Genomic DNA, 20411 nt, shown 5'->3' with positions numbered 1-20411 from the left:
AGCGGTCTTCAACGCGCGATTCGCAAAGCCCATTGACGCCGAGGCGATTCTGGAGTTGGCCCACATGACGCGTTTCCTCATCGTTCTCGAGGAGAACGTTGGGCGTGGAGGCGTCGGCGAAGCCATCAAGTCTCTACTTTTCGACCACGATCTCTCCGGAGTTCGAGTGCGGCATCTTTGCCTGCCGGATGCTTTCGTGGAGCACGGCTCGCAGGACCAGCTACTTGCCGACTGCGGTCTGACAGCACAAGACGCGGTTCGCGTGGCTAGCGAAGTGCTCTTCGAACACGCAGCCGCCCCCGTGGCCAACACCCCCGCCCGCTCTCAGCGAAGCTGAAGCTGCCCAAAGCCCCCAGTGTCCTGGCCCGCGTACGCCAAGCCGCACCTTCTCGACGCACGGCGCTCATTATGGGCAGTGCCCGCCCGCGCGGGTTAGAACCCGCTGCGGGCGAAGTTGATCAGCACCACGGACAGATCGGGCAGTGACACCTCGCCGTCACCGTTCACGTCCTCGGGCCGACTGCCCGAAAGCCCCCACGCTTGAAGAAGCATGTTGATGTCCAGTAGGTCGATCATGTTACTTCGGTCCACGTCGCCGTTCCGCGTGACGAAGTCGAACTGAGACTGACCTCTCGGCAGCACCACCGAAGCGTGGCCCTCGTTCAGCCAGCCACCGCCCACCAGCACCAGGTCGTACTCCCCGGAGCGCCGGAAGCGCGCCGAGTAGTTGCCCTGATCGTCCAGCGTGATGGCCGTCTCTTCCACCACGGTCTGTGTCCCCTGTTCGCGAAGCTGGAGCGTCAGCACGACGCCTTCGGGCCCCGGTATCCAAGCGTCCAGGGTGACGCGGCCGCTCACGTCCACGAAGACGTTCTGTAGTGCGGCGGCCACGTTTACGCGCCCGTACTTCACCCAATCCTTGGGCACCACGTTCGCCTGGATGATGTCTCGGACTGCCAGGCCGAGCCACTCCGCCCGCTCTCCGGGCTGGGCCAGCAGGCCGTAGATCATCCCGGCTTCCGCCGCCACCAGCGGGGCCGCGTAGCTCGTGCCCGTGGAGTTCTTATAGTCTCCCGGCGGCGTGTTGAGGCCGGTAGACAGCAGGTCCTGCCCCGGAGCGGCAACCATCACCCATGACCCATACGTGGAGTTCCAGCCGCGCGTGTCGTTCACGTTGGATGCGGCAACCGAGATCACTTCTGGGTAGCCGGCAGGATAGTACTTGCTCGTGTTGTTGCTGTTTCCGGCAGCTGCCACTACTACCACGCCGTTGCTCACGCAATAGCGGACGGCGTTCAGCAGGGTCGGATGGCCACTGGGAGATACCGAGCTGATGTTGCACACCCTGGCTCCGTTGTCCGCCGCCCACGTCAGACCTGCGGCCATATCCAGCACGGTGCCACTGCCGTTCTTCAGGATTTTCACGGGCATGTAGCGGCACTGCGGCGCCATCCCGGCAATGCCCTTGTTGTTGTCCATGATCGCAGCAGCGACTCCAGTCACCCGCGTGCCGTGCCAGAAGTCGTCGTACACGTTCGTGTTCTGGTCTTGAACGTTCCAGCCAGGCACGAACTGGCCGATCAGGTCCTCGTGATCCAGCATCACCCCTGTGTCCAGGATAGCGATGATGGTGTCCGACGAGCCCTTCGTGATGTCCCACGCAGCTTCGGCGCCTACCATCGTCTTGTCCCACTGAGAGCCGAACAGCGGATCGTTCGGCACGTGCGCAAGCTCCAGCAAGTAGTCGGGGCCTGCGTCTCGCACCCACGGCAGCCTGCGCAGGCGCTCTGCTGTGCGGGTGGGGTCCAACCCCGGGGCCAAGCGCAGCACGTGGGTGTTGAGCGCTGGGATGGAGTACAGACCGTCGCCGACGCCCTCGCACATAGCCCGGAACTCACCTAGGGTGACTGGGCGCGACAGCTCGACCACCACGCGGTCCGGTGCGATCCGAGGCTGCGGGTGGGTGGGCGGTGGTCCCAGCACCGCCTGCGCAGCCAGAATCGAGACACCGTAGACAAGCCAGAACATGAACACAACCCTCCCGGAATACGCGCCCCCCAAAGCGCCGGGGCTATAAGCAATATATCACAGGTCCCGACGCCATTGGAGAGCCGATACCAGAGTGGCCTGGTCGGCGTAGTCCAGGTCCCCTCCCACCGGCATACCGTGTGCCAGTCGGCTTACCCGCACACCCAGTGGCTTTAGCAGCTTTGCGATGTACAAGGCCGTCGCGTCTCCCTCCAGCGTCGGGTTGGTGGCGACGATCACTTCCGACACTCCCTCGGCCTCGACACGCTCAGCCAGTTCCTTTAGGTGAAGCTGTTCCGAGGTAACGCCTTCCACGGGGGAGATAACGCCATGAAGTACGTGATAGCGCCCCCGAAACTCGTTGGTGCGCTCGATAGCGATCACGTCCCTGACTTCGGAAACGACGCACACTGTCGCTGCGTCGCGTCGGGGGTCGGAGCAGGCGGGGCAGTACTCCCCGTCCGCCACGTTGAAGCACCTGCGGCAGAAGCGGATGTTCCGCCGAGCGGCGAGGATCGCTTCTGCGAGCCGCTCGGCTTCCCCCTCGGGCGCTCGCAATAGGTGGAAAGCTAGCCTCTGAGCAGACTTAGGCCCCACCCCGGGCAGTTTCTCGAGTTCTCCCATCAGGTTGGAGAGGGAGCGAGGCAGCAGCACGGCTAGAAGGGCATCTGCATGCCGGGCACTTGCGGCAGCATGCTCTGGATTTCGGCAGTGCGCTCCTCACGGAGCTGGCTGGCCTTAAGAGCTCCCTCTCGCACGGCACTGAGCACCAAGTCTTCCAACATCTCGACGTCGTCCGGGTCCACGACGTCGCGGTTGATCTTGATCGCCACCATCTCGCCGGTTCCGGAGAACGTGGCCTGCACCATGCCGCCGCCTGCCGATACCTCCAGGCGCGCATCCTGTAGCTCCTGCTCCAGCGCCTGCATGCGCTCCATCGCGTCCTGGAGCTGCTTCATCATGTTTCCGCCCGGCATCTTTGGTAACTTCATTTCCTACCTCCTGTTTCGCCAGCTATTCTCTGCGGTGGTTTCGCCGTCCCGGCGATGGTTTCCAGATTCCGGCGGGATGCTGCTGCCGTTTTCAACACGCGCTAGTTCCGCTTCCCGCCGAGTTGCTGTTCCACCGCCTTCTCCAACTCCTCACCCTCCAAGTAGCGTGGGACCGATTCCACCTGGGCTGGTGGTGGGGCGCCCTCCTCCGGAAGACGAAACTCCAGCGACCATCCAGGCTCTCCGACCACCTCGCGAAACATCGTGGTCAGCTCGCGCGATGTTCGGTGCTGAGGATCGGACAGCCGGGCCAGGATGAGAGGGCTACGAACCTCGACCGTCGCCTTCTTGCCCACCACCTCGACAACGCGTGAACCGGACAGCGTCTTTTGCGCCGAGGGGAACTTCGCGCTGATCCGACTCAGTACCTCGCTCCAGACGGGGTCGAGCGCCTCGGCTTCCGGGGGCCGCGGTGCTGGCGGCTCCTCTGCCACCTGGGGCGCGCAGCTCGATACGATCTCGGGCGACGTCGGCGGCATTGCAGCACTTGTCACTGCCTTGGTGGGTGCAACCTGCGCAACAACGGCGGGACGGGCATCCGCTTTGGGTACGGGTGTCTCTGCGGCGGTTGCCAGGGAGAGCAGCGCCACCTCCAGCCACACCCGCGGCAGCCCGGAAGTCCGCATCTTCGCGTGCGCCTCTGCGAGCACAGGCCACACTCGCAGGAGCGTGTCCTTGCCGATGCGCGCTACCTGCTCCTGCAGGAGCGCCATGCGGTCCGGCTCCACGCCCGGCATCGGCGTCCCATGCGCAACGCGCGTCAACTCCTCGACCTTGTACAGGATCGACTCCAAGATCGTGCGCGGCTCCTTGCCCGAGTCGAGCACCTCGTCCAGTCTCGCGAGCAGCCTGGCCCCATCCCGCTCTGAGCATGCGACCAGGATATCCGCCGCAGCTTCCTCGGAGATGAGACCGAGTGTGGAGTTCACCAGCTCGTGGGTGATCTTGCCATCCGCCAAGCCCGCGACCAGTTCCAGCAGCGATAGGCTGTCCCGGAAGCCGCCGTCTGCCATGCGTGCGATGGTCGCAAGAGCGCCCGGCTCTACCTCGATACCCTCGGCGGCGGCCACGGTCTTCAGCCGGGCCACGAGGTTCGGCACGGAGCCGCGCCGGAACTCGTGCTGCTGGCATCGGCTGCGAATGGTGGGCGGCACCTTGCTCCACTCGGTGGTGGCGAGCACGAACACCACGTGCTGCGGCGGCTCTTCGATGGTTTTCAGCAGCGCGTCGAACGCTTTCGCGGAGAGGTCGTGTACCTCGTCTATGATGTACACCTTGAACCGCGTCTCCATCGGCGGGAACTTGGCGCGCTCGATCACCGATTCGCGGATGTCGTCTATGCCGGTTTCGGATGCGGCGTCCATTTCTACGACGTCCACGCACCGACCAGCGGGGATCGTTTGGCAGAAGGCGCACTCACCGCACGGCCTCGAGGTGGGGCCCTTCTCGCAGTTGAGCGCTTGGGCGAGGAGTCGGGCGGTAGAGGTCTTGCCGCACCCCCTGGGTCCGCTAAAGAGGTAGGCATGAACGAACGTGCCGCGATCCACGGAGTTTCCTAAGGGCCGCGTCACGTGCTCTTGCCCGACGACCTCGTCGAACGCCTTCGGGCGGTACTTACGATACAGGGCGAGATGAGCCATCGAAGGAGTGGACGCATTGTCGCACATCCCTGCACTTCGACGACGCGGATGTTTGGACTAGCGCTCTACTCTGCTGCGGCGGGCTGCTCGCCCTCGAAGGACTGCAGCGCGAGGTAGGCCTCGCCGAAGTTGTCTATGTGGTCCACTTGCTGGTCGAACTGGTCCCAGTGGCTTTCTTCGTCGGCGATGAGACGCTCGAATAAGTCCTTGGTGAGGAAGTCGCCGGCTGCAGTCGCCTCGGCGGCCATCTTGGCATAGTCCAGACGCGCTTCCATCTCCATGTCCCGCGCCTTTGCCAGCATCTCCCGTACGTCGTGAATCTTGTTAACCTTCCCGGAGGGGACCATCTCCACTTCGCCTTTGAGGAACATCGCGCGCTCGGCAGCCCACTCCACGTGCATCATCTCCTGAATGCCGATCCGGCGAAAGAGCGCAGCAATCGGCTTGTAGCCCATATCGTCGCAGCGGAAGTGGAAATACATGTACTGCATGACTGCGGTCAACTCGTCCGCAACCACCGCGTTGAGCAGCTTGATGGACGTCTCGAACGGGTTCTGGTTCTTCACTTGCTTGCGCATTCACGGCTCCTTTACGCAGCGCTTGACGAGCCGAGCGGCTCGCATCGAGGATTGTACCTGGTTTCACAGGGATGCCCCTGAGCCGCCGGAGCGTTCCATCCGGTATCTTGGAGCCGTGTCGAGGGGATGCAATGAGACTTCACCAGTTCCGGGACAAGGTGTTTGCGGAGTTCGGCCAAGACCTAGGCCGAGCCACTCCCGCCAACGTAGTGGAGTTCCTAGCGAAGCTGGAGCAGGAGGAGTTTGGTGCCGCGAATCCAGGTCGCCTGGACCTCGACGAGCCGACGGCCTCCTATGAGAGCATCATCAAAGATTTCTTGGCACGGATGCTGCAGCTTCCGGAGTCGGAGTCGGTCGTCCCGCTCTGGACGTTCGCGTGCCAGCTCGCGTTCGCCATGGTGGGCGAGTACGAGGAGGGCCGCCTCCCCCGCCTCGACCCGCCCGCGGGCCAACCCTGACTGACCCGCGGTATCGGCGCCCGAGTCACGTGCACGAGTGATGACGCGCCGACGCAGAATAGCAGAATATATGGTATAATAATGCTAAATATCGGGCTATCGCAGAGTGTTCCGTCCTATCACGACCTGGAGATCGTGCCATTCGGTGAAAGTACGTTTACACAATCTAGGCTTATTCGCCGCTGCCCTTGCGACAGCGCTCTCGACCACCGCCAGTGCAGAGACCCTCGCATACGAGGGCTTCGGCTATCAGTCCACCAGCCTTCACCTACAGACCGGTGGGCTGGGCTTCGCCGGCCCTTGGAACTCCGACCTCCTCGTGCAGCCCGACGGCTTGGTGCCAACTTCCTTCCCGGTATCTCCTACGCCGGGATACGCTTACAACGATAGGGTCTACCACCTTGGCGGTAGGAGCGGCTCGCGGAGTCTCGACCAGGCTGCGTGGATGAACCTCGGTGGGCCGGATACCCTGTTCGTCAGCTTCTTGTTCAAACGCTACAACACGGGTGACCCGTTCGACGTGCTTGACTGCGGCATCGAGTTCCGCTCCGGCAGCAGTGTAGCCATGTACATTGGAGGAGTAAACAACGACACGACCTTCGGGGCACGCGTGTATCCGCACGGCGGTAACGGGGGCGACATCCTGAACGGACGGGTGTACTTCATCGTGGCCCGCATCAAGACCGATCCTCGCCCAGGGGTCTTCCAGTACAGGGTGTACGGACCGGGCGAGACGGTAGCCGCTTCCGACGCCGATGTCGACGCGGCAAACGACTGGACGGAGTTCGACCTGTACGGGTCGTCTTTCACCTTTACGAGTACCGCGATCATAGACTCGATCCGCCTCAAAGGATCTGCAAGTTACTCGATCGACGAGTTCCGGATCGGTACCGACTGGTATTCCGTGACCCACGCCACCGTTCCGAGGTTCGGCACTGTTAGCGGTCGAATCACACGGCAAGGTTACGTGGGAACCAGCGAATTCCAGGCGATGCTCGAATTCCGTGATGCCAATACCGGGCAACAGCTTTTCACCCGATCCGTGCAATTGTCGCCATCAGGCGACTATGACGTCGAATGGGTACGTGAGGGTGAGTATCAGCTCTCTGTGAAGCTGCCTAACTGGCTTAGGTCAACCTTGCCGGCTGTCCTAGTGACCGAGAGCGGAGCTGCCGCTGACTTCGTCCTGATCAATGGGGATGCAGACGGTTCGAATGTGGTCGACATCCTCGACCTGAATCTGGTCCTGGCGAACTTCGGCTGGCAAGGCACACAAGGAGGGTCGGGTGACCTCGACTGGGACGGTCAGGTGGCCCTCGCCGACCTCAATCTGATCCTGACCAACTTCGGTCTCGTCGGAGACGATTAGGCGAGGACCCGACTTGGGTCGTACCACCCACTTCCGGTGCCCGTCCCTCACACCCGACAGCCACTCGGGGCGGACCCTGCATCGTGTGAGTCGGAATGCGCCGTTCTCCATGCCCCCACTTCGGCAGGGCGCGCGGCTGCCCCTAGGACCCTGGTAAGCGGGCGTGTTTACGGCCACGGAAGGAGGCGTGTTGGATTGGGCTGCCAGTTCATGGGCCGGCATGCCGAGCCTGTCGAAGCATGGACACGTAAGCCGCGAACGTGGCACCAGAAGACGATATCGTTCGGCCCGCATCGTCATGCTTCGACAGGCTCAGCATGACGGAATACAGGGAGTGGGGTGTGGCGGGCCGCCCCTACGGCTTTTCTGGAGCAGGGAGCGTGTCGTCGCGCGGGGGTGCAGTAGGCTCCTTGGCTTCTGTCGCGGGCTTCGGCTCCACGGTGTGCGGCAGGATCGCCTCCCCACCGGGCTCGGCAGCAGGCTCTGCGGCTTCCTCCTGGTGCGGCGAGGTGTCCTCGTTGTCAGTCTCGAGGAGCGGTGCCGTACGCGAGTCGAGCGGCATGCCGACCGGAGGCGTCCCCTCGAAGTGGGACAATCCACTCGGGGAGGGTGCGGGTGTTCCCTCGAACGTGCGAGAGATCTCAGGCCCCACCCACACTGCCCAGGCAACGAATAGCGCGGCGCACCCGGCGGCAAAGGCAATCCCTAGCCGGAGCGGGGCGGAAGACGGGACTCGGCGCTCACGCGGAAGCAGCGGCTGGAGGTTGAGCCAGACGGACTCGGGAAGCGCCGGTGCCCGCCATTCCTGCAATACCTCGTCAACCCGGCCCAGTGCGTCCAGCTCGCGACCGCACGCGGCGCAGGAGCGAACGTGCCTGCGCACGGCCTCCGCTTTGTCCTCTCCGACGTTGTGTTCGATGAAGTCCGCCAGCAGCGGACGAATGCTATCGCAGTCCATTCCTTCCCTCCACCATGGGGGCGAGCATGACGCGAAGCGCTTCTCGCGCACGGGCCAGCCGCGACTTTACGGTTCCGACGGGCACGTCCAGCGTCTGCGCGATCTCCTCGAGGCTCAGTCCCTCGAAGTGGTGCAGCGCGACTACCACTCGGTGCGCGGGTTTGAGCCCCGCAACCGCGCTCGCCACGGCCTCGCGGGTCTCCGCACGGATTGCCAGCCTCTCCGGGTCGTCCTCGGGCGATTCCAAGTCCCTCGGCGATTCGGGGACGTTGCCTTCCAGCGGCTCGAACTGGACGAGTTTGCCGTGACGGAGGAAGTCGATCCCGAGGTTGGTAGCTGTCGCGCGAAGCCAGCCGTACACTGCCTGGTCGGCCCTTAGGCTGGGCAGTCGGCGGAACGCCCTCGCGAACACCTCTTGGGTCAGCTCCGCGGCGTCGTCGGCGTTGGCCACCATGCCGTAGACGAGCGCGTACACGCGGCCGCTGAACCGCCTGTACAACTCCTCGAAGGCCGCGCGTTCGCCCTTCTGCGCTCGCGTGACCAGGTCGGAGTCCGAGAGCCGTGCGTAGTTGCGTCGAAACATCCTGTGGCCGGGCACCCCGCTACCGAAGAAGACGTACCCGGCGCCGAGCGGTTCCGTGGAGCACCGGCCGAGCCGCCTTCAGGTAGATTCTTCGGCGGACCGTCCTTCGGGCATCGGCCCGCTCAAAGGAGTGAGACATGGACATCCCTGCGCCTTGGTTGTGGGTATCCGGCGTGTTCTTCGCAATAGCGATCTTGACGAACCTCGTCATGATCTTCGTGCTTATCACCCTAAAGAACAAGATGACCGAAGTCAGCGACAAAGTGGGCGGTCTCGTGTCCTCGCTCAAGGAGACCGGGGACAAGGTTGCCAAGCTGGCGGGGCGGATCGAGGAGACGACGGCATCCGTGAAGGACAAGTCCGAGAAGGTGCTGGTCTCCGCGAGCACTGCAGTGGACACCATCACGGGCCGTGCCGGGCTGATCGCCGCCGTTCTCGGCACCGCCATGGCTCTGGCGCGCGCTCGATCTAGTCGGGCGAAGAAGTCAAAGAAAGACTAATCTGCTCCGCGGCCTGGTCCGCGTCGGCAGGCAGCGCCGAGTGGCCCCCGAGCAATAGCCTGAGGTTCCCGACCGGCGTATCCTCGCCGAAGTCCGCGGTCCACACGGGCCTTCCCAGCCGTGCCGCCCAGTTGGCGGTCATGTGCGCCCCGCCTTTCTCCCATGCCGCCGCGACCACCACGCCCAGCGACAGCGCGGCGATGATGCGGTTGCGCAGGATCAGCCTGGCCACCGTGTGCCGAGGATTGACTCGCGGTCCGCCCGGAGCCTGCTCACTGAGCAAACATCCGCGTCGGAGCGTTTCGTCCCTCAGCTCCGATATACCCTCGCGTTCTCCCCTGGCCCGCACGTCGAAGACGTCCTCGCCCAGAACCGCCACGGTCCGCCCGCCTGCCGCGAGTGCTCCACGATGGGCAGCTCGGTCGATCCCCGGCGCGAAGCCGCTACACACCACGAAGCCTCTCTGTGACAGCCTCGCCGCTAGGTCCGCGGCCCAGGCCCGCCACTCCGCTCGGGGCGTCCGGGTGCCCACGATTGCCACCATCGGCTTCAGGGCCACATCCGGATCACCGCGAAGATACACGGTGGGAGAAGGCGTGAGCGAGCAGAGCCCCGATGGGTAGCCGAGCGACCCTGGCTCGCGCACCAGGCAGGCGGTCGGGAGTCGCGGCGGCTCGGGAGGCATTCCCTAACTGTTGGCGTCTGGAGCGGGGATTTCCTTCCGTGGCAGGAGCCGTTTGGCCGGTGCCAAAGAGTGTCGCCATGCCGTTGCTCTTCTCCTTGCTGGTGGCTTTCGCTTCGGTTGCGGTGGGCTATCCCTTCGCCCGTCGTGTGTGGCCGGACGCGTCCACCAGTGAGAGGGCCGCACTCGCTGGTGGGCTCTCCCTTGCCCTTTGCGCCTACGTCATATTCTTCTTCGGACTCGCCGGGCACCTGCGGGTAGGGATCTCCGTTACGGGGGCGATGCTGCTGCTGGGCGGGATGGTCGGCGCGAAATCGGTGTGGGTGGATCTGCGAGGCGCCCGTCCTAACCCTTGGGCTCTAGTGCTCCTTCCGTTCTTGGCGATTGCTGTGCTCGCCGCCATGTCGCCACCCCTCGTGCTCGATTGGGACAGCCTCGCCTATCACCTAGCGCTGCCCAAGCTGTGGCTGCAGGCCGACCGCGTGCAGTCCTATCCGTACGACCATCACAGCTACTTCCCGCAGCTGATGGAGATGCTGTTCACCGCGGCGCACTGGGTGGGTGGCTACGGCGCGGCCAAGCTGATGCATACGTGGACGAGTGTGCTCACGGTGCTTGCGTGCGCCGGTTTCGCGGCGCGGCGCAGCTCCCGTCCCGCTGCCATCTGGGCCGCTCTGGCGGTCAGCGCGTGCCCGCTCGCGTTGTGGGAGTCCGGCACCGCCTACATTGACATGGCGAGCGCTCTATACACAGCTCTTGCGATGTTCCTGCTGGCCGATGTCATCCAGAAGCCTACTACCACCCTGCTAGTACTCGTCGCCGTCTGTGCCGGTCTTACCGCTGCCACTAAGTACAACGGTCTTCTTACCGTCCTTCTGCTTGCGGCCATCTGTGTTTTTGCCGTACGCGGCTCTCGCCTACGGGCGCCACTGATCGTGTTGGTGGTTGGGCTGCTGGTCCCAGCACCTTGGTACGTCCGCACCTATCTAGAGACCGACAACCCCGTATACCCCTTCGCGTACGAGGTGTTCGGTGGCAAGTACTGGAGCGCAGAAAACGCTGCCATCTACCGCGGCGAACAGGTCAGCTTCGGCGTCGGTCGCGCGCCGTGGGAGCTCGCACGCATACCTTGGGACCTAACCGTGCGACCCGAACGCTACCTCAACCAAGGGGGAGTGATCGGTACGCTCGGTGTGCCGCTGCTCCTGGCGCCGTTCCTTCTCGGATTCGCGCGTGCACGTCCCCGCGCCTATTGGCTTCTCCTTTCCTTCTGCGCGCTCAACCTCGCAGCATGGTTCTGGCTCAGTCAGCAGTCGCGATATGTGTTAGCATTGGCACCCTTGCTGGCGGTCGCCGTCGGCTGGAGTGCAGAGGAACCCGTGTCACCGGTGCGCGTGTGGACTCGGCTTTCGGTGGTAGTTCAAGCCTTGGTGACACTGATCGTGTTCACCTTAGCGGCCCCTTCGGTCGGCCTGGTATCGCCTTTCGAGGCAGCGACCGTGGCATTCCGGTCGCCGCGTTCCGAGTGGGTGCACGAGTATCTGTCGGAACGCTCGTCGCTGTATCGCGCCGCACGAGCGATCAATGCCATGGAGGGAGTGGAGAAGATCGCCTTCTATGACGAAGTGTTAGGCTACTACTTCGACAAGCCCTATGTCTGGGCCAACCCCGGGCATCACACTCTGATACCGTACGACCGACTGCACTCGGGCCGTGAGCTGGCATTGGAGTTGCATCGTCAGGGCTTCTCCCACGTGCTACTAAACGTCTCCAATCTGCCGAGGGAGTTGCGCGATGAGTGGCTACCGATGCTCTTGTCCGGTAGCACCCGGTACCCCGATCCTGGCAGGGTCGAGCGGTGGCGAATCCAGCTCGGCGAAGCAGTGCAAGAGGGACTGCTAACTCCCGAGCAGCCACAGCCCGGCGGCCCGTACCTGCTGTTTCGGGTGAGTGTCTATCGGTAATGGAAGGGTGATCATGCCACGGCGCGGTCTATAGGTTCCACGCCAAAAGAATCGAGAGCAGAGCAAGCGTGAGGGCGCGAAAAACAAATGGCGGAGGGGAAGTTATCCCCTTCGCCCAACTCCTGTCAGATTACTCTAGGCTTCCGCAGGGGCAATCGCTTCTTGCGCAGCCTGAGACTCGCTGCGGATGTCTATCTTCCAACCCGTCAGCTTGGCCGCGAGCCGAACGTTCTGCCCGCCCTTGCCGATAGCAAGCGAAAGCTGAGTATCCGGCACCACCACGAGAGCGCCCCGTTCTTCCGGGTCCTCCGACTCGCGAAGCGTCACGCGGTTCACCTTGGCCGGGCTCAGTGCGGCGGTGATGTAGGCGATGGGGTCTTCCGACCAGGGAATGATGTCCACCTTCTCGCCGTACAGCTCGTCCACGATGGCGTTCACGCGGGCTCCACGCTGTCCCACGCACGCGCCAATCGGGTCCACCCGCGGGTCGGTGGTGGCGACCGCTATCTTGGAGCGCTGGCCCGCCTCACGTGCGACACCGTGGATTTCCACGGTTCCGGCCTCGATTTCGGGCACTTCCAGCTCGAACAGCTTGCGCAGCAGTCCGGGGTGCGTGCGAGACACGGTCACCACCGCGCCACGCATGCCCTCGTCGACGCGCACCACGTACACGCGAAGCCGGTCGTTGAAACGGTAGGGCTCCGTAGGCACCTGCTCCTTTCGCGGAAGCACGGCCTCCGTGCGCCCCACCTGAATGAAAACCAAATCCCGCTCTCGCCGCTGCACGATGCCGGAGACGACCTCGCCCACGCGGGACTCGAACTCGTCGAATATGGTCTTGCGCTCCTGTTCGCGCAGCTTCTGCATCAGGATCTGCTTGGCGCTCTGCGCAGCGATCCGCCCGAATGTCTGGGGGTTCACGGGGACCCCGATGAAGTCGCCGATAACCGCCTGGGGGTTGATCTTTCTCGCCTGCTCCAGGCTCATTTGGAAGTAGTGGTTGGTAACGACGCCCACCACTTCCTTTTCGCAGATGGCGGTCAGGGTTCCCTCGGCCGTGTTGATGCGGACGACGACATCGCCCGTCGCGCCTACGTGCTTCTTGTAGGCCGTGGCGAGCGCCGCTTCCGTCATCTCCTCGAGCTCTGCAATATCCAGATTCCGCTCCGAGGCGAGTTGCCTCAGAGCTTCGAAGAACTCCTTATCCATCGTAAGCTCCGGCGAACGCGTCCGAAAAGACAAGAGGAGCCGGGGCGAACCGTCTCCTCATCGGTTTCGGTATGCAGTTCGCGCGATAGGATACTACAGCGGGTCACCGGGATGCAAGCCAACGGAGGCCTTGGGCACCAGGATTCTGGTCGCTTGCCGGCGACGAGGGCTAGGCGACTATGCTAGGTAGGTTTGCGCGAGCCGCTCTATCATGCCATGAAGTTGCTCGTGTACGCCTTCGCCGATTCGCTCCCGCTCCAGCGCCTCGAACGCCGCAGTCAGCTCTGCATCTTGTTCGGGTGTGAGACGGGATTCGGCCATAGGGAACAGAACGTTGTTCTCTTTGGCGATGTGGCTGTCGAGCAAGGCGATGTACTCGTTGGCGGCCGAGGCGAACTCGCTGCGCGCCGCTTGCTCGCCCGCAAGGCACCCATCCACCGATCCCTTGATGCGTGCAACGAGCGACCGGCCCAGCGTGTGCTCGTATAACATGACGCCGATAGGTCCTCCGTCTCTCGGAATGCCCGCCTGCTCGAGCACGGGGAAGAGCGTCTCCTCTTCCTTCCCGTGGTGGCACTTGTCGGCAAACACGCTGAAGAACTCGCCGATTCCTCGGAGGTCCTCCTCGGGCACGTGCTCGCCGGCCTCCACGCGTGCGGCGACCACTCGCAGGACTCCGAGCATCTTCCGAATCGCCTCGTGCTCCTCCACCAGCTCTGCGATGGCTCTCATCTCTCCCCTCCTGTCGACGCGGTCGGACGCCGCGCGAAGTGTGCGAGCCTTCAGCCTACCGGTGCAAAGCAGGGGTGTACATGACGCGGGTCATATGGCACGTAGCATCGCCGTCTCGGCGATGCTGCTCCGGCGTCCGTGCTCATGTCGAGGTCCAACAGGTTCTGCCTGACCCCGCCACGCAGTCTCGCCGTCTCGGCGATGCTGCTCCGGCGGGACGCCGGGATCACGGGGTCCGCTGAGGCCGGGGCTACTCCGCAGGGGGGAAGCCGATCTCGCTCAGCTTCGCCTTGGCCGATTCCACGGCGGCTTCCTCACCGTCCAGACGAACGGTCTTGGACGCTACGTCCACCTGCACCGAGGTCAGGCCCGCGTGACCCTCCAATGCTCGCCTGATCGAGCCCGCGCACCCGTCGCACTCGATGTCCGGACACTTCAACTCTAGCGTCATTCTTCTCCCCCCTTGTACTTTTCGATAACATCCAACGACATTCGGGCCATGTCCGTCAGCCGAAGCCGCTGATAGCCCACGACGCCCGTCTCGATGGTGTCGTTCAGAGGCGCGGTCCACTCTTCGGGCAGCCGCGACGCGCCGAGCCTCGCACCGAGAATGGAGCCGACCGTCGCGCCGTTGCAGTCCGTGTCGAAGGTTGCCTGTACGGCGCAGCACACGCTCGCCCCGAAATCCCCCTCCCCGTATAGCAGCGCCATCGTGACTATGGCGGCGTTCGAGATGACATGACACCAGTGGTGGAAACGCTTCTCGTCCCACTCTGCATGGATGCGCTCGCAGGCATCGTCGTAGGGCAGTCCCATCTCGTGCCAGTCCATCACCGTGCGGACCCAGTCGGCGAGGCGGCAGCGCGCTGGTATCTGCGCTAGCCCCGCCTCAACGATGGCGCGTGGGCTGTCGAGGGAGAACGCCGCCGCATTCATCGCGGCGGACCACATCGCACCGTAGATGCCGTTCTTCACATGGCTGATGCAGGCGTCCCGCCACGCAAGCTCCGACGCGGCTTCGGGGCTACCCGGACACGCGTAGCCCCATCCATCCGCCCGGATCTGCGCACCAATCCACTCGCGATACGGGTTCCGATAGGACCCCGAGTGCGGCGGGGCGATGCCGTCAACCAGGTTGCGATAGGCCACCCGCTCCGCAGTGAAGGTGCGCAGCACCGGCAGGCGGCTGAGCCACTCCTGTGCCAGTTGTTCCGAAGTGAATGAGTGGCCATGCTTCTGCAGCACCACGTGCGAAAGCACCGTGTAGTTCAGGTCGTCGTCCTCCGGTAGGCACTCCACACGCTCGATGAACGCCCCTCGGTCTGTCGGTACTTCATACTTCTGCAGGATGTCTGGACGGACGTCACCTCGGATGTAGCCCCTCAATGGGAATGCGTTGGTGTCGCGGAGGTAGCCATGGAGGCGCTCTCGGTACCAACCCTCGACGGGTTTTCCGAGCAGACACCCCGCCGCGCGACCAAGCCAGGCCCCATGTAACCGGTCCAGCAGGTTCTCTCGGTCCAGCGAATAGCCTGGAACCTGGGGTGACTCGGGCCTCTCCTCCCGGATGTGGCGCAGGTCGGACGGCTCCCTGTAGGGAAAGTCAGGGCGCAGAGCGAGGGCGTGCATCTGGTCGAGGAACTTTCCGGCCTGTTCCTGAGCCGCTTTCCACGAAAGGTCCGTGGCCATCAGTCGCTCAGACTCGGCACAAAGCTCGGGGGGAACGGCCTTGCCTTCGTCGGTAGAGGCAGCCATCTCCACCTCGATGTCTTCGCGCGTAAAGGCGAGCGCGTGGAGGTTCATTCCGGCTCAGGGAGCTCCGACGCCAAGCGGTATAGCTCCTCTTCCAAAGGAGCGTCCTCGTCCGGAAGCTCCACGTCGTCGAAGAGGCCCCAGGTTTCGACATGGGTGGCTCGCTCGCCCGGAAGGATGACTTGCATCGGGCCCAGCGACTCCAGCTCGAGCATTCGCTCGTTGGTGTAGGTCTCGAAGTTGCAGCCGAAGTCCGGGTATTCGTCGGCCTCGCAAGGGAAGCACTTGACGAACACACGGTCGCCGTTCCGATAGGCTGCCCACCCGGCTGTCACCAACGCTCCCACTTTCTGCGGGGTCGTCGCCTCGGTGTCCTGCCGGAGTCGGATCAGTCGCCTGCCCCACGTCCACCGTGGGTCGCTCATGTCGGTGTACGCCCACAGCACCATCGGTCGCGCGGGCAGGAGCTGTTCGGAGTGGGGGCGATAGGGCTCCTGCGGAAAGAACGCCTGACCCCCGGGCGCCATCACGCTGAGGCACCACGGGGCGCAGTACACCTCGAAGAGCCCCTTGTTGTACACGCGGTGCTCGATGCGCACTCCGCCATCCGTCAAAGTGATTTCCATTTCGCGTTGAAGCCGAGTGGGCTGCTCGACCGGAGCCGTGAGGGTCAGGCTCTGTCCATCCCATTCGTGCTGAACAGGGCTGTTATCGGGAAGGTCGGTGCGCCCCGATACCTCCGGTGAGACCCAGAGCCGATGCCCACCGTAGCTGCGGTACTCCGAACCGCCCGTCTTGCCCATGTCCTCCGGAAACTCGACGAACTCGTTCGGTCCTCCGGCGAACCCGAAACGGATGATACGGGGCCCGACTTCCAGGGTAGCGAACAGCTCGATACGCCCGTCGGCGAGCCGGGCGCACTGCTTCCACCCTCCGTACTCGACAATCTGCATGGCACGCTCCTTCCCGCCTGTCGGATTCGCGGCGTCTGCGCGGCTCTCCTGCGGCAAGTGGTTACAGGCTGACCGCGTGCCCCGCGGCCCCCAGTGCTACCCGACTGCCAACGACACGTTCGCGGCGCACAACGGGACTGTACCGAGCACCACCGGTCACGACGTTCTGAGTGACGTCCCCACGCCGCGTGGGCGTGGGTGCCGGAGCGGGTGGGGAGAATCGGTGCGGAAAAACTCGCCCTCGCGGATGCGAAGACCTCTTGACAATACGGGGAATGTGAGTTATGATGTAGGCGCAATTTGGTCCGGCGCAGAGGAATTGAGATGAGGACCCGTTCCGTGTGGCCGTTCGTGGGAGTGAGTGCCGTGTGCGTCGTTGTAGCAGCGACGGGCGCATGGCTCGCGGCTACACGCCTCCCATCTCTCCGAGCGGCTCGCGTCCCCCCCACTGAGCCCGCTCAGCTAGCCTCGCAGCACTCCCCCGAGTACCTGGCAGCCAAGCGCCTGTACGCCGAGAAGGACTACCAGGGAGCCCTCGCGACCGTCAACCGCCTGCTCGCTAGCCGCGCCTGGAGTGAGAGGGAGAAGGCGTTCTTGCTTCGGCAACGCGCCATCTGCGAGCGCGCGCTCGGCATCCAGCCGGCTGAAAAGCCATCTAAGCGAATAGAGCCAAAGCCAGAGGATGCCGACTGCGGCCCGCGTGCACTCGCCCGCATCGCCAGAAAGCTGGGCACGCAAGCGGGCGTCGCGGAGCTTCGGAGACTGGCGGGCACGACGGGCTACGGAACCAATCTGGAAGGGCTGAAGAAGGCAGCCGAGGCGCAAGGCCTGAAGGCAGAAGGGCTTCAAGTGGACCGGGACGCGCTTGGCAACCTGGACAGCCCCGCAATCTTGTGGGTGGACGGCTCTCACTACCTCTACGACGACAACCACAACGTGATCCAGGTTACAGACCGTCGCAGCAACGTCTGGACCTATGAGTTCGACGACCTCGGCAATTGCACCTACGAGTGTCCGCCCGGCACGCCGTACCGCGAGACGACCTACACCTATGGCGACTACTCCCGCATGACGAGCCGCACCGATCCGATGAGACATTACACTCTGTGGGAGTATGATGACTGCGGTAACCTGACGAACGTCTACTGGAAGACCTCCGAACAGGGTTCCACTCTCTTCCGAGTGCAGTACGCGTACCCCGACCCCAACTACGGCCTTGCGGAAAGCAAGACCGAGTACAAGCGCGGCGACACCTTCGTCACTGAATACGACCACGACACCGACGGCAACCTGACAGGCATGACTACGCCGAACGGCCGGCCCTGGGCGTGGGCCTATAACGAATACGGGGTTCGGACGAGCCAGATTGCCCCGAATGACGAGGCGGTCACCTACACGCTGGACGAGTGGGACCGCGTGGTCGAAAAGGCCCTCGACACCGGAGGCACGTATACCTATACTTTCGATGGAAACGGCAATCTGACCCAGATGACGGGGAACAGCTCGACCTGGAGCTGGACCTACGACGAGAACAACCGTAAGCTGACGGAGACCAAGGGCAATCGCAGCATCACCTACGTCTACGACGAGACAGGCAAGAAGGGTCTGCTGTGCCGGGTGTACGACTGGGCTTCGACCGGCAACACCTACGCTGGCTACAGCTATACCGCCAGGAACCAAGTGGCGTTGGTGGCAGACGCTGCCGACGACGAAGAGGAGGAGCCCCCGGGTGGGGACGGGCTGGATTCTCCCGGTGGAGGCCCTCCCGGCGGAGCCTCGTATCAATACGACAACAACGGGAACGTGACGCGGATCGTTCGAGGCAACGGCACGAAGACGCTCTTCACCTACGACGAGGCGAACCGTGTGGTCAGCATCGTGCACCGCAAGAGCGACGATACGTTGATCGCTTCCTGCGAGTACGAGTACACTGACGACGACCTGGTGGAGACGATTACCGAGGACAACGAGGACGTGCAGACGTTTGTCTATGACGAGATGGATAGGCTGGTGGCCGCTAGCCGCACCGGAAGCCTCGGAACCTATTCCGAGGAGTACGAGCTGGACGGCGCGGGCAACCGCCTGCAGAAGATCGTGGGGCAGACGACGTACGACTACGTGTACTCGGACGACGACGAGCTGCTGGAGGAGTGGATCGGCGAGAACCTGCAGCGCGAGTGGGAGTACGATCTGAACGGCAACCAGACGAGCCGCACGGTCGGCCAGACCACGCACACCTTCAGCTACAACTCGGAGAACCGGCTGACGCAGATATCGCAGGGCATGAACAGCATCGGGTTTGCGTACGACGGTCTGGGCCGCAGGATCAGCCGGGCGGTTAGCTCTGGCATGTCCGCGACGACGACCTACTTCCACTTCGATGGTGATCGTATCATCAACGAGCAGGTTGGGTCTTCGGCGATCAGTGTGACGTATCGGTACGGCAACGGGATGGTACGTAGGAACGCCGAGTGGCCGTTGTTCGATGCGCAAGGTAACACCCGGAAGGTGACGGCGGACAACCAGGCTGTTAGTGGTACGTTCGTGTACGACGCCTTCGGACACACGACGTACTCCAGCGGTAGCGCCTCGCTGATGAACAGGTACTGCGGAAACTGGGGCTATCGCGACGACGGGGACACGTTCGCTTCGCTCAGTGCAAGCGCGGGTTTGCTGCATGTCGGCGCCCGCTACTACGAACCATGGACGGGCCGCTTCACCACCCGCGACACCCTCCTCACCGAACACCCCTACGTCTACTGCGACGGGGATCCTGTGAATCTCGTGGATGGCGACGGGCGGCTGCCGCTGCTGCTCCTAGCGGTCGCAGCCGTGGCCGTCGCTGCATTTGCGGGTGGCTGCTCTAAGCAGTCGAAGGAGAAGGCGAAGACGGTCGGCGGAGCTGCTGCTGGCGCGGGAGCTACACCAGGGCTCGGTGAAGTCGTAGGAGTGCTTGAGGCAACTCCTGACGCGGTCACCATCATCAAGAACAAGGTGCCACGGACCCAGGGCGGAATCGACGATGATTTCTCTCGCGAGTATCCGAAGTACGCCGATGAGTACCCAGACTATCAGCGATGATGACTCACGATGCCCACCGAAAGGCCGCGGCTTACGATGCGCTGGCCCCGGATGCAGTATCGCGCGCGTGCAGGCACTGCGGTGCTGGGGTCCCCTTGTCTACCTAGTGCCAGCTGCCGTGCTTCTGGTCATGCTCGTCGCGGCTAGTGGTTGTCGCGGACACAGTACCGACTCCGCATCGGCAGTGTATGAAGATGACGATCTGAGGGTAACAGTGCCCAAGGGGTGGTATCTGCTAAGGAGCGTCCGCGGCGGCGTCGTCATGCGGCCGGGTGGGGTGCCGATATCGGGTCGTGGGCCGGTTGTAGCAGTCCTAACGGAGCGGTTACCGGTAACGGAAGAACTACCTCTTGACGAGGGCACGAAGCTCTTCGTTCGACTGTCGGAGGCGGCGGCGGTGGACGCATCCTCCGGCCAAACACGTCGGGAGTCGATTCGCCTTGCGGACCGGGAAGTGGACGCGCTTGTGATCACCAGGAAGAGTGATGGCGTGCTGGTTCGACTGGCAGTAGTGCCGGCGGGAGAGCACGTCTTCTCGATCATCGTCCACGACACTACGCCAGAACTGGGCGACACGATTAGGGGCGTGCTGAGCGGTCTGATGCTGAAGAGAGGTCCGTGATACCGATGGGCTCATCTATGCGAGCAAGACCGGGAACGGGCGCGGGCGTGCAGGCAAGGGATCGCAACCTGGGGCGGCAACTTGCTGTATTAATGACTGCGAAGGGCTATTTCGGATGAACGGTCCAGTTCGGACTAGGGAGGTCTCGGAGGCCCGGGCCGCTGGCGACCCGTGCGATGGGTCACTCGCGTGTGCGGGCCGCTTCACCACCCGCGACTCGGTCCTCACCGAACACCCCTACGTCTACTGC

General features: G+C 63.6%; 20 protein-coding genes. 7 read left to right on the top strand and 13 right to left on the bottom strand.

Features of this window, described 5'->3' with window-relative positions; all coding sequences use genetic code 11:
* The coding region (locus tag HRF45_09540) for a 1-deoxy-D-xylulose-5-phosphate synthase (protein MEP0766766.1) at positions 1-337 on the top strand (337 nt) is incomplete at its 5' end.
* Positions 338-432: 95 nt separating this feature from the next.
* Here the strand turns inward: HRF45_09540 and HRF45_09535 are convergent.
* The 5 genes from HRF45_09535 to HRF45_09515 all read right to left on the bottom strand — a co-directional run bounded on the left by HRF45_09535 (position 433) and on the right by HRF45_09515 (position 5298).
* On the bottom strand, positions 433-2028 hold the full coding sequence (locus HRF45_09535) for a S8 family serine peptidase (protein MEP0766765.1): 1596 nt from the start codon (positions 2026-2028) through the stop codon (positions 433-435).
* Positions 2029-2085: 57 nt separating this feature from the next.
* Positions 2086-2682, bottom strand: a complete 597-nt coding sequence (gene recR / locus HRF45_09530; GenBank protein ID MEP0766764.1) for a recombination protein RecR — start codon at positions 2680-2682, stop codon at positions 2086-2088.
* 2 nt (positions 2683-2684) lie between these two features.
* Positions 2685-3020, bottom strand: a complete 336-nt coding sequence (locus HRF45_09525; protein ID MEP0766763.1) for a YbaB/EbfC family nucleoid-associated protein — start codon at positions 3018-3020, stop codon at positions 2685-2687.
* Between the two features lie 101 nt (positions 3021-3121).
* Positions 3122-4747 (bottom strand): DNA polymerase III subunit gamma/tau, encoded by a 1626-nt coding sequence (dnaX, locus tag HRF45_09520; protein ID MEP0766762.1) that lies wholly within the window; start codon positions 4745-4747, stop codon positions 3122-3124.
* 38 nt (positions 4748-4785) lie between these two features.
* Positions 4786-5298: a bacterioferritin gene (locus HRF45_09515; protein MEP0766761.1), complete on the bottom strand. Its 513-nt coding sequence runs from the start codon at positions 5296-5298 to the stop codon at positions 4786-4788.
* Between the two features lie 131 nt (positions 5299-5429).
* On the opposite strand from HRF45_09515, the gene HRF45_09510 reads away from it, so the two are divergent.
* Together HRF45_09510 and HRF45_09505 are read left to right on the top strand one after the other, a co-directional pair.
* Complete coding sequence (locus tag HRF45_09510) at positions 5430-5756, top strand: hypothetical protein (GenBank protein ID MEP0766760.1); 327 nt, start codon at positions 5430-5432, stop codon at positions 5754-5756.
* Positions 5757-5901: 145 nt separating this feature from the next.
* Entirely contained in the window at positions 5902-7125 is a 1224-nt protein-coding gene (locus HRF45_09505) for a hypothetical protein (protein ID MEP0766759.1), read from the top strand.
* A 355-nt stretch (positions 7126-7480) separates the two neighbouring features.
* Here HRF45_09505 and HRF45_09500 read toward each other — a convergent pair whose 3' ends face one another.
* Both HRF45_09500 and HRF45_09495 read right to left on the bottom strand, forming a co-directional pair.
* Positions 7481-8083 (bottom strand): zf-HC2 domain-containing protein, encoded by a 603-nt coding sequence (locus HRF45_09500; protein MEP0766758.1) that lies wholly within the window; start codon positions 8081-8083, stop codon positions 7481-7483.
* Positions 8070-8666: a sigma-70 family RNA polymerase sigma factor gene (locus tag HRF45_09495; protein ID MEP0766757.1), complete on the bottom strand. Its 597-nt coding sequence runs from the start codon at positions 8664-8666 to the stop codon at positions 8070-8072. Before HRF45_09495 ends, HRF45_09500 begins: the two co-directional genes overlap by 14 nt.
* A 137-nt stretch (positions 8667-8803) precedes the next feature.
* On the opposite strand from HRF45_09495, the gene HRF45_09490 reads away from it, so the two are divergent.
* Positions 8804-9166 (top strand): hypothetical protein, encoded by a 363-nt coding sequence (locus tag HRF45_09490; protein ID MEP0766756.1) that lies wholly within the window; start codon positions 8804-8806, stop codon positions 9164-9166.
* Here the strand turns inward: HRF45_09490 and HRF45_09485 are convergent.
* A complete protein-coding gene (locus HRF45_09485) occupies positions 9135-9851 on the bottom strand; it encodes a DNA-processing protein DprA (GenBank protein ID MEP0766755.1) in 717 nt (238 codons plus the stop codon). The two genes, HRF45_09490 and HRF45_09485, sit on opposite strands and share 32 nt — an antisense overlap.
* Positions 9852-9910: 59 nt before the next feature.
* On the opposite strand from HRF45_09485, the gene HRF45_09480 reads away from it, so the two are divergent.
* The gene (locus HRF45_09480; protein MEP0766754.1) at positions 9911-11812 is read left to right on the top strand and encodes a hypothetical protein; all 1902 of its coding nucleotides are present in this window, start codon (positions 9911-9913) and stop codon (positions 11810-11812) included.
* A 135-nt stretch (positions 11813-11947) separates the two neighbouring features.
* On the opposite strand, the gene nusA is transcribed toward HRF45_09480, so the two are convergent.
* From nusA to HRF45_09455, 5 genes are all read right to left on the bottom strand, one after another.
* Positions 11948-13021 (bottom strand): transcription termination/antitermination protein NusA, encoded by a 1074-nt coding sequence (nusA, locus tag HRF45_09475; protein MEP0766753.1) that lies wholly within the window; start codon positions 13019-13021, stop codon positions 11948-11950.
* 177 nt (positions 13022-13198) lie between these two features.
* Positions 13199-13753, bottom strand: coding sequence for a hemerythrin domain-containing protein (locus HRF45_09470; GenBank protein MEP0766752.1), 555 nt, complete (start codon positions 13751-13753; stop codon positions 13199-13201).
* Positions 13754-14003: 250 nt separating this feature from the next.
* The gene (locus HRF45_09465; protein MEP0766751.1) at positions 14004-14204 is read right to left on the bottom strand and encodes a heavy-metal-associated domain-containing protein; all 201 of its coding nucleotides are present in this window, start codon (positions 14202-14204) and stop codon (positions 14004-14006) included.
* The gene (locus HRF45_09460) at positions 14201-15556 is read right to left on the bottom strand and encodes an ADP-ribosylglycohydrolase family protein (protein MEP0766750.1); all 1356 of its coding nucleotides are present in this window, start codon (positions 15554-15556) and stop codon (positions 14201-14203) included. The genes HRF45_09465 and HRF45_09460 overlap by 4 nt, the downstream gene beginning before the upstream one ends.
* The gene (locus HRF45_09455) at positions 15553-16458 is read right to left on the bottom strand and encodes a hypothetical protein (protein MEP0766749.1); all 906 of its coding nucleotides are present in this window, start codon (positions 16456-16458) and stop codon (positions 15553-15555) included. Before HRF45_09455 ends, HRF45_09460 begins: the two co-directional genes overlap by 4 nt.
* Positions 16459-16782: 324 nt before the next feature.
* Between HRF45_09455 and HRF45_09450 the strand changes: the two genes are divergently transcribed.
* Positions 16783-19539 (top strand): hypothetical protein, encoded by a 2757-nt coding sequence (locus tag HRF45_09450; GenBank protein MEP0766748.1) that lies wholly within the window; start codon positions 16783-16785, stop codon positions 19537-19539.
* A gap of 214 nt (positions 19540-19753) precedes the next feature.
* Positions 19754-20161 carry a hypothetical protein gene (locus HRF45_09445; protein ID MEP0766747.1) on the top strand — a complete coding sequence of 136 codons (408 nt, stop codon included), beginning with the start codon at positions 19754-19756 and terminating at the stop codon, positions 20159-20161.
* Positions 20162-20411 lie beyond the last annotated feature (250 nt).

The organism is Fimbriimonadia bacterium, from assembly GCA_039961735.1.
GTDB lineage: Bacteria > Armatimonadota > Fimbriimonadia > Fimbriimonadales > JABRVX01 > JABRVX01.
This window is presented reverse-complemented; position numbering and strand designations above follow the sequence as displayed.